The organism is Microcystis sp. M109S1 (assembly GCF_020247025.1).
GTDB lineage: Bacteria > Cyanobacteriota > Cyanobacteriia > Cyanobacteriales > Microcystaceae > Microcystis.
Window position 1 is genome coordinate 1 of the sequence record NZ_JADBRW010000289.1, and the last position, 13,851, is coordinate 13,851.

Genomic DNA, 13,851 nt, shown 5'->3' on the forward strand with positions numbered 1-13,851 from the left:
ATTTTGCTAATAAACATAGCAAAATTATAGATGATTTCCTGACCTAAGATCACATTTTATTCTTTTTTCAACTTCAATGTAAGAATCGAGAAAAAAGCAAAACCCTCCATTATACCATAAAAAAATTATGCAAGAGGTCTATTGTCTCTAGCTACAGATGTTAATAGCTAATTTCGAGGGTGACAGCAGCGCGCAGGGTTTGTTCCCCTCCGATAACCGGGCTACTGGCAGCATCGGCACTCCGAAAAACCGCTTCTGAGCGGGCTATTGGCACGGGATTACCGGTATTACCCACTTGGATAGAAACCGTTTCTTTCGGCAATAAACCGAGGGCTTGTAACACGATTGTCGCCTGTTCTCTAGCTTGTTCCGTGGCTTTGATGAGAGCGGTTCTTTGGGCAGCTGCGATCGCTGATTCGCCAGCAGTAAAACTGACCCCATCGATGCGTGTTGCCCCGACTTTCACCGCTTCATCGATTAAACTACCCGCTTCGGCTATATCAATCTGAAAACTAATCAAATTAGCCCCGATATAACCGATTAAACGTCTTTGGTTGTTGCTGAAGTCGTAATTGGGCTGTAAACTAATGCCGGTGGTTTCCAATTTTTCCACTTGACGGGAACGGAGAAATTTAACTACCGCATCACTACGACTGGCGACTTCCCGCTGCACTTTCCCCGCTTCTTTGCCTTGAACTTCTACCCCTAAGCGCACTATTGCTTGAGAAGTGGCGATATTTTCTATTCCTTCTCCCGTCACGGTAATTGTCCTCAATTCTCTTGTGTTTGCGTAACTAGGCATAACTAATCCGGTGTTGATGAGGATAAGGGACAGCAAAAAAGCCAAGCAAAATTTTCTGTAATTCATGAAAAATCCGTAGCGATCGATACTATATTTCGATTCTAGCCTTTATTTTGGGCAATTGAGTGGAAGATTATCCCTTTTCCGTCACTTTCGGAATATTGGTGACTAAGCTCTGGGAACTTGAGAAGAGGCCTTTAAGCAAGATTGGTTCGTACACCGCTGCTATTGTACCTCATCTATCCGATCAACGCTGTTCTTGGCATCAACGGGCCAGAGAAGTTACGTCCAGCCCTAAATGTCCTGCATTATCTTTAATTGAAACCTAGTTGATTAAAAAGATAAATTCTCAAAACTTGCTATGATCTAACAAGATTGTTACTGCACTTTCTCGGCTTAATTATCCACTTCAATGACTCGCCAAATTCACGACCAATTTGCCAAGGAATATTTAGAGGAACTCTTAGCGTCTCTAGGAACGATTAAAAAGAGCAAGAAAGTCAAGAGTGAAGTCCAAGAAATCGATGTTTGGTTTGAACCAGCCTCAGCATCAAGGACGGAATTACCCTTGGGTTTACTCGCTAAAATGGCGGCGACTTGCTGCTTATTTGAACCTTTCCGTAACCCACCCTCCGAGGTAGAGATTCGCAGTTGCATCTCAAAGTTATATGCGGTTCATGGCGAGGTCTTAAGGAAGGCGAAACGGACAAGCAAAACTCTAACAGAAGCTGAACTACCAGTTCTCTGGATTTTAACGCCTACTTTTTCAGCGAGAATGATTGAAGAATTCGTGGGAATCCCCCCTTCATTCCTACCGGAAGAGGGGATGAAAGAGGAGTGGGGAAAAGGAGTTTATTTTTCCCCTAGCCTGTTCAAAACAGGAATTGTTGCCATCCATCAATTACCAGTCAATGAGGAGACTTTATGGTTGAGGGTACTAGGGAAAGGAGGGACACAGAAACGAGCAGTAGAAGAATTAGTGCAATTGCCTGAAGGTAATCCTTTCCAAGAGAATTTACTGGAAATTCTGGCCAACTGGCGGCAGAGTTTGGAATTAAGAGATAATTTAAGTACCGAAGAACAGGAGGACATTATGAACCTATCACCAGCTTATCTAAAACAACGGGAAGAGTGGAAACAAGAAGGGATACAACGAGGCAGTTTAGAAGAACGGTATTCCCTGATAACCAGTCTTCTGGAAGGACGCTTTGGCAGCCTAGATACAGAATTATCTGGTCTGGTGGAACAGATTGCCCAACTTCCCGTCTCCGAACGCACCGGGTTACTTCTTTCTCTGGCGAATTTATCTCGCTCAGAACTGTTAGAAAGATTCAGGGAAAATTAAACTTTCAGTCCCAATCTCAAAAACAGACAATTAAAATTCCCGATCAACAATCATTTCCAAATCCTGAAGAACCTTATCGCGCTTTTCACGTTACTGAGGTATCGACAAGTTTTGCTAACAAAGGGTTTAAGATCCTTGCCCATACCTCATTCTGATGAAAACTGCTATAAATGTACTGCTTATTTTGCTAGACTAAAGAAGTCCCAATTCTTGATTAGCCTGAGATAGGAAGGATTATGGTCAATCAAATCAGCATTGTCATCTCCAAGAATCCCGACGGATATTCACTCAAATCTCCTGAATTAGCAGCAATTGATTACCAGGATAGCTCTCTAGAAGGCGTTTTAAATCGACTGAAAGATGCCCTGGAAACTCATCTGATGGCTTCTGATATATCTCAAGAGGAGACTGGAGAATCAATTTTAAAGATAGTTGATAGGTTGAATCTGAACTTCCCTGAAGAAGAACTTGAGCCGCTTCCATCTGACGGTGCAGAAGAGCATGACCATTATCTTTATGGGAGTCCCAAGAAAAGGCAATGAAACAAATTTTTGCCGACACTTTCTACTGGGTTGCTTTAATCAATCCCCAAGATAATTGGCATCAACGAGCCAGAGAAGTTACGTCCAGTCTCAAAAACGTTAAACTTGTGACGACGGATGAAGTTTTGGTAGAGCTACTGAATTTTATGTCAGTCCGGGGAGCAAATCGGAAGCGGCGTACTGTCGAATTTATCGATGATCTGCTCCAGAATCCCCGCCTTCAAGTCATTCCGCAAAACCGAGAATCATTCCTGCAAGGCTTCGAGTTATACCGCCGCCGTCCAGACAAAGAATATAGGCTGACAGATTGTATTTCATTGACGGTCATGCAGCGCTTAAAAATCAGTCAAGTGTTAACTCACGACAATCATTTTCAGCAAGAGGGTTTCATAATTCTATTTGAATAACAGAGGGAAAATTAAACTTTCAGTCCCCCTAAGCTAGGAAAAACTATCCCCAAGCATTTATGGTAGTTTATCTGCTAAATTATGCTCAAATCTCGCTCGCGGAACAGTTAACAATCAACTGACAACTAATAAAAACCCCTCCAATTAATGAAGGGGAATTGTGGGATTTTATTGATGGTATTAGAATACTTTTGTGGTTTCTTTTTCTGTCGATTTGGAAGTCTTCAATTTGCGCTTGAGGGTTGAGGCTGCGCCGAGTGTGCCGAGGACGAGTATGCTTAGGATGGAGGCGGGTTCGGGGACTGATATAGGTCCTTCACCTGGACCATACTGATTAAGGCGGAAGTTATTGAGATGGGGATTGGTAGCGAGCCAATTAGTAGGAGTTTCTTCAGTTGGTATGGTTCCGTCAGGCAGCACATTGGTGATGTGATAGGTATGCTGGTTCCAAATGCGACGAGTTTCGATCCAGTCGTCGTTAGCAGAGCCGTAAACGAAGATACCCCGCTGTGGACCGAAGCCACAGTTATTGTTAGCGACGGCGACAATCTCCGCCGAGTTGTCACCATCGACATCGGCAACGAATGGGTACTCGTACCAAGTACAAGAACTCTTGGGTGTCTCAAACAAGGTAAAGCCGTCAGAACCGCGATAAACTCGGAGTTTGAGTTCATCGCCGTAAATCACTTCGGCCGCCCCGTCACCCTCGAAGTCGAACACTGAGGAGCCAGTGCGATTGGAACTGCTATCCTGAGTGACTGTTTGCCATTTGAGTGTGCCATCCGTTTCAAATACCGCATAGCGCGTGGCACCGGCAACCCCAATCTCTGGAGCGCCATCGTTGTCGAAGTCGGCAATGGTTGGCGGTCCTCCGACTCCGCCTCTGGGAAGAGAAACTCCACCCCATATTACTGACAGGTCAGGCTCCAGCAGCCAAACCAGACCGCCGTTGACTAGGACGATTTCGGCTTCGGGATCGGCATCAAAGTTAGCAACGGCGTTAAGTCCGTCGGGAAGCGCCGCGTTCTGGTGTTTGATCGCGCCGGTGGCACTGTAGATAGTGTTGCCAGCTACGATATCGGGGCTTCCATCAAGATCGACATCGGAGACCAACGACAGAGGTCCTATGCCTTGTGAGCCGCTTCCTCCTGTGCCTGTCCAAAGGATGCTTCCATTGTTGTCTAACACCTGCCGACCAATGATGATTTCTGGCACTCCGTTTTCATCAAGGTCGGCGATTGCCGGTGCCCCCCAGTTCACCGCCTGTAGCACTGGACTCCGCCACTTGAAGCTGCCGTTAGACTCGAAGGCGAGCAGCCGCGTCCCCGAGGCATCGTTAGCGATGATTTCGGGAAATCCGTCCCCATCAATGTCTCCGGTGGCGATGGAGGAAGCGGTGTTGATGCGGAGCGTTGGGTCAGTTACGGTGAATAATTCGCTGCCATTGTTGCCCCTCAGCGCACGGAGTACGCCGCTCTCAACACCCCCACCGCCTGTAGAGTTAGTCGCGCCGAAGACTACCTCGGGAATACCGTCTCCAGTGAGGTCGATTGCCGAGGGGGTATTCATGACGTTTAGGTAATCTGGCAGGGTCGTACTCGATGTCCATGACCATTCCAGAACAGTTGAAAAGTCGGCAGCACTAGCTTTTGCCATCCCTCCTAAAGTCGCTACAGTAGCTCCTCCAGCAAGTGCAATATTTAATAACTTTCTCGCCCAAGACAAAATCATGTTAATGCTACTCCGCTAAATTAGATGAATTAAAAACCCACTTTCCGCACTTCTTAACATTCAATTGATAATTTTTACTAATATATTGCTTGAAACTCATTGCCAGTAAGGACTATAGCTACAATGATTGATTTTTATCAAGGTGAAGAATTGTAATTTTTTTTCTCAGAAAAAATCAATTGTTGAAAATGCTCTCAATAAGCTAAACGGCTTTTACTTCGGATCACCGATATAGACTCCAAAAGGGTTATAGCTATTGGATCATGCAGGTTAAGCGCCGTTTAGCTTAGTAGTTTCTACAATCAAGGTTTTTCCTCAAAACATCTTGGGGAATGTAAAAATATACATAGGTATATGAAGATGTGCGGAATGTCGGATTAAAATGATCTCGCCCCTCTCGCAGCCAGGTCAAGCAACAACCCAACCCAACCCCAAAAGGAGATAGCAAAACAATACACATTCCCCCCCCCCAGAACTGTATTCTAAGCTACATTTTTATAAATATTTACATTCCGCTCCGTCAGGCTTCTTTAGCAACGTTAAGAGCGATCGCATTCTATCTCCAGTAGTCAACAATGCCGATGACAAGAGCTAAGTTAAGATTGAGGGGCATTCAGTTGTTAACTCATGTAATTCTTGAGTAGGGCGAAAATATGACGACACTACTTGTGCAAGCGACCTCGGCTCCTTTGATGATTGATCTTCCTTGGATTATGCCGATGACGGAGGAGCAGTTTTATGAATTTTGTTTAGCCAATCGAGATTTACGCATTGAACGCAGCGCTAGTGGAGAAGTGATCGTTATGCCCCCTGCTTTTTCGGATACGGGTAATCGCAATCTTAATATAGCTGTGCAACTGGGGAGTTGGTCAGAACTAGATGGAACGGGACTGGGGTTTGATTCTAGTGCGGGTTTTACGCTGCCCAATGGTGCAATTCGTTCACCCGATGCTGCTTGGATTAAATTAGAACGCTGGAATGCTTTAACAGAAAAACAAAAAGCCTCTTTTGCCTCCATCTGTCCCGATTTTGTCATTGAATTACGTTCTGCTAGTGATACAGTATCCAGTTTGCAGAAAAAGATGGAGGAATATATTGCCAATGGTACTTTATTGGGTTGGTTAATCGAGCGCCAAAATCGCCAAGTCTATATTTATCGCCCCCATCGAGAACCAGAAATTTTAAATGATCCTGAAACCGTTAGTGGTGATCCAGAATTGCCGGGGTTTGAGTTAGTAATGGCTAAGATTTGGTGAATGCGATCGCTTCGGACTCCCGTTATGAATTAGGAAGTAAGGAAGTGGGGAAGTGGGAAGTGGGGAGTGGGTTTTTAAAGTTGGATTGGGAGTTAATCATACTGTTAAAAAAGGATTTAGTATCAGAGGCGACCGGGATTTTCCCACAACTCGATCGAATGTGCTATCATTCTGAGCAAATAGAGTAAGTCAGCCTAATTCAACGACGGTGTGTTGAAGCGGAGGAACCGAATTTGGGGCGCATTTCAGTCAATGAAAAGGACATCTCTCAGTCCTAGCCCGTCAGCTAACTTCGTCGGCATTGGGGGAAGACTGAAGGGAAACAGAATAGGAGATATTCCTGCAAATATTCTGGCTCTTTCAGGATTCTTGGTTGGTACTGCTCATTATCTGTACCTCGATCCTTATATAAGGGTAAATAACATGAATATTGCGGCTATTTTAGTCGCTGGGCGTGCCACAGGCAGGCAAGCGAAAGCTTGGCTGTTTAAGGATGTGGTACTGTATCCGGCGATGGGTTTTATCGGTCTGATTACCCTCTGGTGGATGATTGCGACTTTCCGAAGTGAATTGATGCCCAATCCTTGGCAGGCCTTGACTAGCAATCTCGATTATATTCTCCATCCCTTCTATCGTCGCGGTCCGGGCAATCTCGGCATTGGTTGGCTATTACTAGCCAGTTTGCGACGCGTCTTAATTGGTTTTCTGTTGGGAGCATTAGTGGCTATTCCGGTCGGGTTTCTCATCGGGCTATCCCGGCCGGCTATGCTCATCCTCAATCCGATCATTCAAATTCTACGCCCCGTTTCCCCCCTAGCTTGGCTACCCATCTCTCTAGCCATGTTTGGAGTCGCGGAACCCTCGGCCATTTTTGTTATTTTTATCACCTCCCTCTGGTCAACCATGATTAATACAGCCCTAGGAGTCGGTAGTGTACCCAAAGACTATATCGATGTGGCCAGAGTCCTAGAAATGCCCAAATATCGCCAGATTTTTAAAATTATCCTCCCCGCTAGTTTGCCTTACATTTTTACGGGATTGCGCTTAAGTTTAGGAATTGCTTGGTTAGTCATCGTAGCCGTGGAAATGTTAACCGGAGGTGTGGGAATCGGGTTTTTTCTTTGGGATGAGTGGAATCGCTTAAACCTTAGTTCCGTCTTTCTGGCGGTGATTGTCATTGGCGTTACCGGTTTAATCCTCGATTACCTAATTAGCCGTTTACAAGTCCTTGTCACCCATCGTCCCGCTAAACCGGGCAGTTAATACCATGATTCCCCCCATATCTAGACGTACCTTCCTTCAAGGATTGGGGACGACCCTGGTTACTGGTAGCCTGACTGCCTGTACTATCAATGCCAGTCGCAACCCGACGGGATTAACCGAGGCAGCCCTGGCCGTAACCCCGATTATCGATCCGAAAACCCTAGAAAAACCTAACCTCACCGTGGGATATGTCCCCGTCAATGATTGCGCCCCCTTCGCGGTTGCCTGGGAAAAAGGCTTTTTTCGCAAGTATGGACTGAATGTCACCCTCAGTCGGGAAGCAAGTTGGGCGAATTCCCGTGATGGGATTATCTTCGGACGCTTGGACGCTTCTCCCGTGGTCTCCGGGGCGATTACCAATGCGAGGACGGGGGCAGAAGGGGCGCGGGTTGCCCCTCTGTGTGGGGCGATGACTATTCATCGACACGGCAACGCTATGACCATGAACCGGCCGATGTGGGATTTTGGCCTTCGACCTTGGCGAGAGTATAATGGCGATCTTCAGCAAGCGGGCAAGCAACTGCACGCCTATTTCCAGAGTATCCCCCCAGAAGAGCGCATCTGGGCAGCAGTCTTGAGTTCCTCCATCTATGAATACTTCCTGCGTTATCTGACGGCATCGATGGGCATTAATCCCATTGAGGAATTTCGTCTTTTGATTATTCCGCCACCGCAGATGGTCAACAATATGCGTATTGGCACAATGCAAGCTTATATGGTGGCCGAACCCTGGAACACTAGGGCGATTAGGGGTAACGAAGGAGTCGGTTTTACCTTTGCCCAGGGACGGGAAATCTGGCAAGGACACCCCGATCGCATTCTAGCGGTGATGGAGTCTTTTATCGAAGAAAACCCGAAAACCTATCGCTCTTTAGTCAAAGCGATGATTGAAGCTTGTCAGTATTGCGATCGACCTGAAAATCGAGAGGAAGTAGCGACGATCATTTCCGGGCGCTCGTTTACAGGGGCAAAACCACAATTGACCCGCCCCGGCATTGTTGGCGATTACAACTATGGCGGTTTCGATGATCGAAAACGTCTGGTTAAGGACATAGCCACGACAATTTTTTTCGCCATGCCCCAGGATATTGCCAAAGCCGATCACGATCATTCTACCTTTCTCTGGCAATCCGAAAGTCTTTGGTTAATCACCCAAGCCGCTCGCTGGGGACAGATTGCTGAAATACCCAAAAATGCCGAAGAAATAGCCAAAAAAGCTTGGAGAACTGATTTATACCGTCAAATCGCCGACGATATGGGTATTATTTGTCCCAGCGAGGATTATTACGTCGTACCAGCAAGGTCTTTTATTGATCAAAAAGCTTTTGATCCTAGCGATCTCGTTGGTTATCTCAATAGTTTTGAAATTCGCGCCAATTTACCTCAATTCTTTTATTTGCAGGGATAATTATTATGGCTCAATTCTCCTCTGTTCCTAACTCGATCTCAGGTTCCTTTTCTGGGGAGGAATTTTTAGAAATTAAAAATATCGTTAAAGCTTACCCTAAAGCTGATGGCAGTAATTTTGTCGTTCTCGATGGGGTCAATCTGACTATTGGTTCCCAAGAATACATTTCGGTGATCGGTCATTCTGGTTGTGGCAAATCGACGCTTTTAAAAATTATCGCTGGTTTAGAACAAGCCTCCTCGGGACAGGTCACTTTAGAAGGAAAGTTAATTCGTCAACCGGGGGCCGACCGCATGATGGTTTTTCAACATTATTCTCTTTTGCCCTGGTTGACAGTGCGAGAAAATATTCGTTTGGCGGTGGATGAAGTTCTTAAAAGTGCTAGTAAAGTTGAAAAAAATAGCCTTGTTAATGAACATTTAGCTATGGTGCATTTAACGGCCGCTGCTGATAAATATCCCGAAGAAATCTCCGGCGGAATGAAGCAGCGGGTGGGCATCGCTCGCGCTTTGGTAACTCGACCGAAAATGCTATTGATGGATGAACCTTTTGGGGCTTTAGATGCTTTAACTAAGCGAAAATTACAACAGGAAGTTCTCAAAATTTGGGAGAGTCACCGGCAAGCGGTGATCATGATTACCCATGATGTAGATGAGGCAATTTTTATGTCCGATCGCATTGTTTTAATGACCAATGGGCCTCATGCTAATATCGGTGAGATTTTAACAGTCCCTTTTCCCCATCCCCGGGATCGTCACGCCATGCGAGAAACTCAAGAATATTATGATTTGAGAAATCATGCTCTCGATTTTCTAGAGCGTTATTTTACAGCGGATGAATAGGTGGTAAAAAAGTGAGATTAACCTAGAGTCGCAACTCTGAAATCAGGAGAAACTAGGTTAATTTTTTATCTCCTCAACTAGATTGAATATAACGCTGTTCTATATTGTTGCCCACGGGAAATCCACTCAACACCGATAGAACAGCGATAACTAATCATCCTATTAAGATTGGCTCAAGGTAGCCAATTCTGAGGCTAAAGGATCAACCCGGCGCAAATTTGCCCCTAATGCTCTTAATTTACCCTCTAAATTATCGTAACCTCGATCGAGGTGATGGAGTCCCTGCACAATAGTAGTCCCCCGGGCTGCCAATCCCGCTACCACCAAAGCTGCCGAAGCGCGTAGATCCGTGGCCATCACCGGCGCCCCAGATAGGAAAGGCACACCGCGCACTAAAGCCACATTTCCTTTGACCTTGATATCTGCTCCCAGACGCTTTAATTCGGCCACATGACGCAGACGGTTTTCAAAAACCGTTTCATTAACCACACTACTGCCCTCGGCTAAAGTTAATAGAGCCATAAATTGGGCCTGCATATCCGTGGGAAAACCGGGATAGGGCAGGGTTTCGATATCGGTGGCTTTTAAGTCCCTAGGGATAATCCGCAGACGATTAGGACCATCTTCCACCACTTCCGGACCGATTTCGTGCAGTTTGGCAATTACCGAAGCTAAATGGCAGGGAATCACGGGATAAAGACTTATTTCTGAGCGGGTAATCGCCCCGGCTATCAGTAAAGTTCCGGCTTCAATGCGATCGGGAATGATACTGTAATCGGTACTGTGCAGACGGGAAACTCCCTCAATGACAATTGTATTGGTCCCGGCACCGCGAATTTTTGCCCCCATGGAAACACAAAAATCGGCTAAATCAATCACCTCCGGCTCTTGGGCCGCATTACCGAGAATGGTTTCCCCTTCCGCTAAAGTCGCCGCCATCATTAGGGTTTCCGTCGCTCCCACACTGGGATAATCCAGATAAATATTCGCCCCTTTCAGACGACCATTACCCTTAACGCGGGCGTGTACCATGCCCCCATCGATTAATACATCTGCACCCATTGACTGTAAACCCCTAACGTGCAGATCCACCGGTCTGGCCCCAATGGCGCAGCCGCCGGGGAGGGGAACTTTTGCTTCTCCTAAACGGGCTAAAATCGGTCCGATGGCGAAAAAACTGGCCCGCAACTGGGAGACGAGATCGTAGGGTGCTTGAGCTTGTTTGAGGTCTCTGCCATCAATCTCTAGTCTATCTTTGGTGCGACGGACTTGCACGCCCAAGGCCGAGAGAATTTGACTCATCCGCTCGATATCGGCCAGGGCAGGTACATTACTAATCTGGCACTGGTCGGAGCAGAGTAAAGCCCCCGCCATAATCACTAGAGCGGCATTTTTGGCACCACTGATCTTGACTTCACCCTTGAGAGAGTGACGACCTTGAATTTCTAAATAGGGATGCTCGGTATCGATGGTCATAGGATCATTCATTTATCTTGGTTGGCAGTCTTGGCTAAGGATAGCTTCGGCAAAATGACACTGCATTTTATCAGATTTTTGAGGAAATTATTGGTGATTCTACCCCGAAAAGCGATTTTTGTCTTAATTATCTGAACCATCTTGACTTATGGATTGTCCGATAGTATAATAAAAGATTGTGAAAGAAAAATGCGGAACTGGCGGAATTGGTAGACGCGCTAGATTCAGGTTCTAGTGTCTGCAAAGACTTTCGGGTTCAAGTCCCGAGTTCCGCATTATCTCCCTCAAGACGTGGTTGTTTAGGGTAGGCCTAGCGGGGTGAAAAATCCTATTGGCTATAGTCTTGATCGCTCTCCTGTAACGGCTATGATTAGCAGTGTTCAAAACCCTTTAATCAAGCAAATTCGCAAGCTACACCGCACTAGAGAGCGACAGGAGCAGAATTTGTCCTTAATTGAGGGAACGCACTTACTAGAGACAGCTTTAGCGGTGAATTGTTCCCTAGAGACAGTTTTTTATACTGAAAAGTGGCGGCAAAGACAGGGAGAATTAGCGCAGAAGCTTCAAAATCAGGCGAAACGAGTCGAGATAGTTTCCCCGGAAGTCCTCGCTTCCCTAGCAACAACGGTTAATCCCGATGGTGTGATTGCCACTATTTCCCGTCATCACCTTCATCCAGTCCCCCAAAATCCGCTACAATTGGGCTTAGTTTTGGAAAGATTGCAGGATCCGGGTAATCTCGGCACTATTATTCGCACTGCCGTGGCTACGGAAGTACAGGGTATCTGGTTAAGTCTCGATAGCGTCGAAATCGATAACCCGAAAGTGATCCGCAGTTCCGCCGGGGAATGGTTTCGATCGCCCCTGGTGGTAGAATCGGATTTATCGGCTTTAGTGAAAAAATATCAAGCACAGGGGGTAAAAGCGATCGCAACTTTACCCACAGCCACCAAAAACCACTGGGAGATTGATTTTACCCGTCCGACTTTAATATTATTAGGCAATGAAGGAGCCGGTTTATCGCCCCAATTAGCGACTTTAGCCGATGAAACGGTGAAAATTCCCCTCTTTGGTGGTGTGGAATCTTTAAATGTTGCGATCGCTACTGCTGTCATCCTCTACGAAGCTAGAAGACAATTATCCTACAGTAGGGTGGATTAGCGTCAGCGTAATCCACCGTTAAACCAGACAAGAATTAGAGATTTATGTATTCTCGTTTTCTGTCTCCCAATCTAAATTATCTAGCATCTTCAACAATAAATTAATGAATACGATAATTTCTCCACCCTCCTCTGGTTTAGGATCGATGAATCGATGAGCGTAACGGTTACGAAAAAGCTTCATTGTACCCGAATATAAATCACGGTATGCCTCTAATTCTTCTGATGGAAGCTTATCTTTTTGTAGAGATTTATTGCTTCCAAAAATTAGGTTAACAATACCATTACCCGTGGCTTTTTGATTAATATTATCTATATTTCCCAGTTTCCTCATGCGGTCTTCTAAAACCACTGTCGCATTGCGAATCGCAGTATCCCACGCTTTTGGATTATCTCCACCCGCACTCACAGAAAAACGGACTCTCTCCCATAGTTCGCAGTCTAAATGTTCAACTTCAGTCAAGGGAATTAGATGACGAATAGCCGAGCGATTGGGTTCAGCAAAGTTAGAATCAACCGCTTCATAAGCTTTTTGTGTTAGAGCGCCCTTGTATTCATCCGAGGCTATTCCTTGCCACTTAATATAACGATGGTCTTGTAATATAGCGAGCTCTGTGAATTCGACCTCAGGACAGCTATCAGAACCCGTGTAATTTGGCCAACTAGGACCTCCGAAAACCTGACAACCCCACAAAATATTGCCCTCGGGAAGATGACCAGCCCGTACTTCTTTAACTATCCATCGCAAAAGGTTTTTTTGATTTTCTGTTAGACTCATATTTACACCTCGAAAGGTAAAGAACAGTACTATTATACTATGTACTTTTGATTTTCGTAACGGGAATTTGCTAAAATTGACATCTATATAGGGTCTGCTGAAAAAGTACGGGCGAAGCATTCGGATAGAAAATCTACGGTTTCACCGATAGGTTATTGCCCGAATGCTTCGCCCCTACAGGACACGGGCCGATGAAGACGCAAGGTTTTGAACGAAGATTCTCTCAAAATCTTGCACCTGTGAGAGCAAAACAGAACCCTAAAACCCTTACCTCGTCTATATTTCACATTTATTCAGCAAGCCCTATATAAATCCCTCGGATAGGTGAAACTGTTTCTATGAATAGTGAAATTTGATACAGTCAACCAATTTTTTACACTTCCGTTTTTTTGGCAAGTTTTGGCGGAATTTGCGCGGCTGTTAAGGTGACAATTTGGCCATCTTTGAAAATGCTGATAGACTCTCCTAAGAGGCGGTGTCTCTCAATTGCTTCTGCGATTGCGACTCTAACACCTGTATCGATTCGTTCCGATAATTTATCAGGAATTGGCTCAGTCATGGGCTGCCTCGGTTATTTGTTGCCAGATAGAGGAGTCATAGATAATGACTTGTTGATTGAAGGGACGTTCAGCAACTAAGTGCGGCTCATCCCCAGAATTATCATAGATCACCCAAGTATCGCACAAAGGTAAATACAACTGCTTGACATCCTCGCCGCCCTAAAAGTGCGGCGATTCCTAAACCTCACGATTTAAGTTTCTGCTTCCACCACCGTCGCATACCACAGTTAAAAAACCATGTACTGTCTTACACAGAGTCCACAGACTTTCGCCCCATTTCA

The 13,851-nt window shown here is 45.6% G+C and carries 13 protein-coding genes, 1 tRNA gene, 2 pseudogenes and 1 riboswitch; of the genes and pseudogenes, 9 read left to right on the plus strand and 7 right to left on the minus strand.

Features of this window, described 5'->3' with window-relative positions; all coding sequences use genetic code 11:
* Positions 1-160: 160 nt before the first annotated feature.
* Positions 161-868, minus strand: a complete 708-nt coding sequence (locus IM322_RS14540) for an SIMPL domain-containing protein (RefSeq protein WP_287079217.1) — start codon at positions 866-868, stop codon at positions 161-163.
* Between the two features lie 346 nt (positions 869-1,214).
* On the opposite strand from IM322_RS14540, the gene IM322_RS14545 reads away from it, so the two are divergent.
* From IM322_RS14545 to IM322_RS14555, 3 genes are all read left to right on the plus strand, one after another.
* The gene (locus IM322_RS14545) at positions 1,215-2,147 is read left to right on the plus strand and encodes a hypothetical protein (protein ID WP_287675932.1); all 933 of its coding nucleotides are present in this window, start codon (positions 1,215-1,217) and stop codon (positions 2,145-2,147) included.
* Between the two features lie 236 nt (positions 2,148-2,383).
* Positions 2,384-2,689, plus strand: a complete 306-nt coding sequence (locus IM322_RS14550) for a hypothetical protein (RefSeq protein ID WP_002752790.1) — start codon at positions 2,384-2,386, stop codon at positions 2,687-2,689.
* Positions 2,686-3,096: a type II toxin-antitoxin system VapC family toxin gene (locus IM322_RS14555; protein ID WP_287675931.1), complete on the plus strand. Its 411-nt coding sequence runs from the start codon at positions 2,686-2,688 to the stop codon at positions 3,094-3,096. Before IM322_RS14550 ends, IM322_RS14555 begins: the two co-directional genes overlap by 4 nt.
* Before the next feature lie 180 nt (positions 3,097-3,276).
* Here IM322_RS14555 and IM322_RS14560 read toward each other — a convergent pair.
* Positions 3,277-3,405 (minus strand): annotated as a pseudogene (locus IM322_RS14560) (PEP-CTERM sorting domain-containing protein); the annotation flags it as partial.
* A 903-nt stretch (positions 3,406-4,308) separates the two neighbouring features.
* Positions 4,309-4,827: pseudogene (locus tag IM322_RS23735) on the minus strand (FG-GAP repeat domain-containing protein); the annotation flags it as partial.
* 653 nt (positions 4,828-5,480) lie between these two features.
* Between IM322_RS23735 and IM322_RS14570 the strand changes: the two are divergent.
* The 4 genes from IM322_RS14570 to IM322_RS14585 all read left to right on the plus strand — a co-directional run bounded on the left by IM322_RS14570 (position 5,481) and on the right by IM322_RS14585 (position 9,596).
* A complete protein-coding gene (locus IM322_RS14570) occupies positions 5,481-6,083 on the plus strand; it encodes a Uma2 family endonuclease (RefSeq protein ID WP_287675930.1) in 603 nt (200 codons plus the stop codon).
* 181 nt (positions 6,084-6,264) lie between these two features.
* A riboswitch (cyclic di-AMP (ydaO/yuaA leader) is annotated at positions 6,265-6,399 on the plus strand.
* A 107-nt stretch (positions 6,400-6,506) separates the two neighbouring features.
* Positions 6,507-7,346, plus strand: coding sequence for a nitrate ABC transporter permease (ntrB, locus tag IM322_RS14575; RefSeq protein ID WP_061431454.1), 840 nt, complete (start codon positions 6,507-6,509; stop codon positions 7,344-7,346).
* Positions 7,347-7,350: 4 nt separating this feature from the next.
* On the plus strand, positions 7,351-8,754 hold the full coding sequence (locus IM322_RS14580) for a CmpA/NrtA family ABC transporter substrate-binding protein (RefSeq protein WP_287675928.1): 1,404 nt from the start codon (positions 7,351-7,353) through the stop codon (positions 8,752-8,754).
* 5 nt (positions 8,755-8,759) lie between these two features.
* Positions 8,760-9,596, plus strand: a complete 837-nt coding sequence (locus tag IM322_RS14585; RefSeq protein ID WP_286826359.1) for an ABC transporter ATP-binding protein — start codon at positions 8,760-8,762, stop codon at positions 9,594-9,596.
* 162 nt (positions 9,597-9,758) lie between these two features.
* Here the strand turns inward: IM322_RS14585 and murA are convergent, their stop codons facing one another.
* A complete protein-coding gene (gene murA, locus IM322_RS14590) occupies positions 9,759-11,072 on the minus strand; it encodes a UDP-N-acetylglucosamine 1-carboxyvinyltransferase (RefSeq protein ID WP_287675926.1) in 1,314 nt (437 codons plus the stop codon).
* Positions 11,073-11,263: 191 nt separating this feature from the next.
* Here murA and IM322_RS14595 point away from each other — a divergent pair.
* Positions 11,264-11,347, plus strand: a tRNA-Leu gene (locus IM322_RS14595).
* A 91-nt stretch (positions 11,348-11,438) separates the two neighbouring features.
* Positions 11,439-12,233, plus strand: coding sequence for a TrmH family RNA methyltransferase (locus IM322_RS14600; RefSeq protein ID WP_287675933.1), 795 nt, complete (start codon positions 11,439-11,441; stop codon positions 12,231-12,233).
* A 42-nt stretch (positions 12,234-12,275) separates the two neighbouring features.
* On the opposite strand, the gene IM322_RS14605 is transcribed toward IM322_RS14600, so the two are convergent.
* From IM322_RS14605 to IM322_RS14615, 3 genes are all read right to left on the minus strand, one after another.
* Positions 12,276-13,010 (minus strand): TIGR02391 family protein, encoded by a 735-nt coding sequence (locus IM322_RS14605; RefSeq protein ID WP_287675924.1) that lies wholly within the window; start codon positions 13,008-13,010, stop codon positions 12,276-12,278.
* Positions 13,011-13,383: 373 nt separating this feature from the next.
* Positions 13,384-13,569: a hypothetical protein gene (locus IM322_RS14610; RefSeq protein WP_002752778.1), complete on the minus strand. Its 186-nt coding sequence runs from the start codon at positions 13,567-13,569 to the stop codon at positions 13,384-13,386.
* A complete protein-coding gene (locus tag IM322_RS14615) occupies positions 13,562-13,708 on the minus strand; it encodes a hypothetical protein (RefSeq protein WP_287675922.1) in 147 nt (48 codons plus the stop codon). Before IM322_RS14615 ends, IM322_RS14610 begins: the two co-directional genes overlap by 8 nt.
* Between the last annotated feature and the right edge of the window lie 143 nt (positions 13,709-13,851).

Coding starts and splice junctions, on each gene's coding strand:
- IM322_RS14540 (WP_287079217.1), bottom strand. CDS start 868: ATGAATTACAGAAAATTTTGCTTGGCTTTTTTGCTGTCCCTTATCCTC.
- IM322_RS14545 (WP_287675932.1), top strand. CDS start 1,215: ATGACTCGCCAAATTCACGACCAATTTGCCAAGGAATATTTAGAGGAA.
- IM322_RS14550 (WP_002752790.1), top strand. CDS start 2,384: ATGGTCAATCAAATCAGCATTGTCATCTCCAAGAATCCCGACGGATAT.
- IM322_RS14555 (WP_287675931.1), top strand. CDS start 2,686: ATGAAACAAATTTTTGCCGACACTTTCTACTGGGTTGCTTTAATCAAT.
- IM322_RS14570 (WP_287675930.1), top strand. CDS start 5,481: ATGACGACACTACTTGTGCAAGCGACCTCGGCTCCTTTGATGATTGAT.
- ntrB (WP_061431454.1), top strand. CDS start 6,507: ATGAATATTGCGGCTATTTTAGTCGCTGGGCGTGCCACAGGCAGGCAA.
- IM322_RS14580 (WP_287675928.1), top strand. CDS start 7,351: ATGATTCCCCCCATATCTAGACGTACCTTCCTTCAAGGATTGGGGACG.
- IM322_RS14585 (WP_286826359.1), top strand. CDS start 8,760: ATGGCTCAATTCTCCTCTGTTCCTAACTCGATCTCAGGTTCCTTTTCT.
- murA (WP_287675926.1), bottom strand. CDS start 11,072: ATGACCATCGATACCGAGCATCCCTATTTAGAAATTCAAGGTCGTCAC.
- IM322_RS14600 (WP_287675933.1), top strand. CDS start 11,439: ATGATTAGCAGTGTTCAAAACCCTTTAATCAAGCAAATTCGCAAGCTA.
- IM322_RS14605 (WP_287675924.1), bottom strand. CDS start 13,010: ATGAGTCTAACAGAAAATCAAAAAAACCTTTTGCGATGGATAGTTAAA.
- IM322_RS14610 (WP_002752778.1), bottom strand. CDS start 13,569: ATGACTGAGCCAATTCCTGATAAATTATCGGAACGAATCGATACAGGT.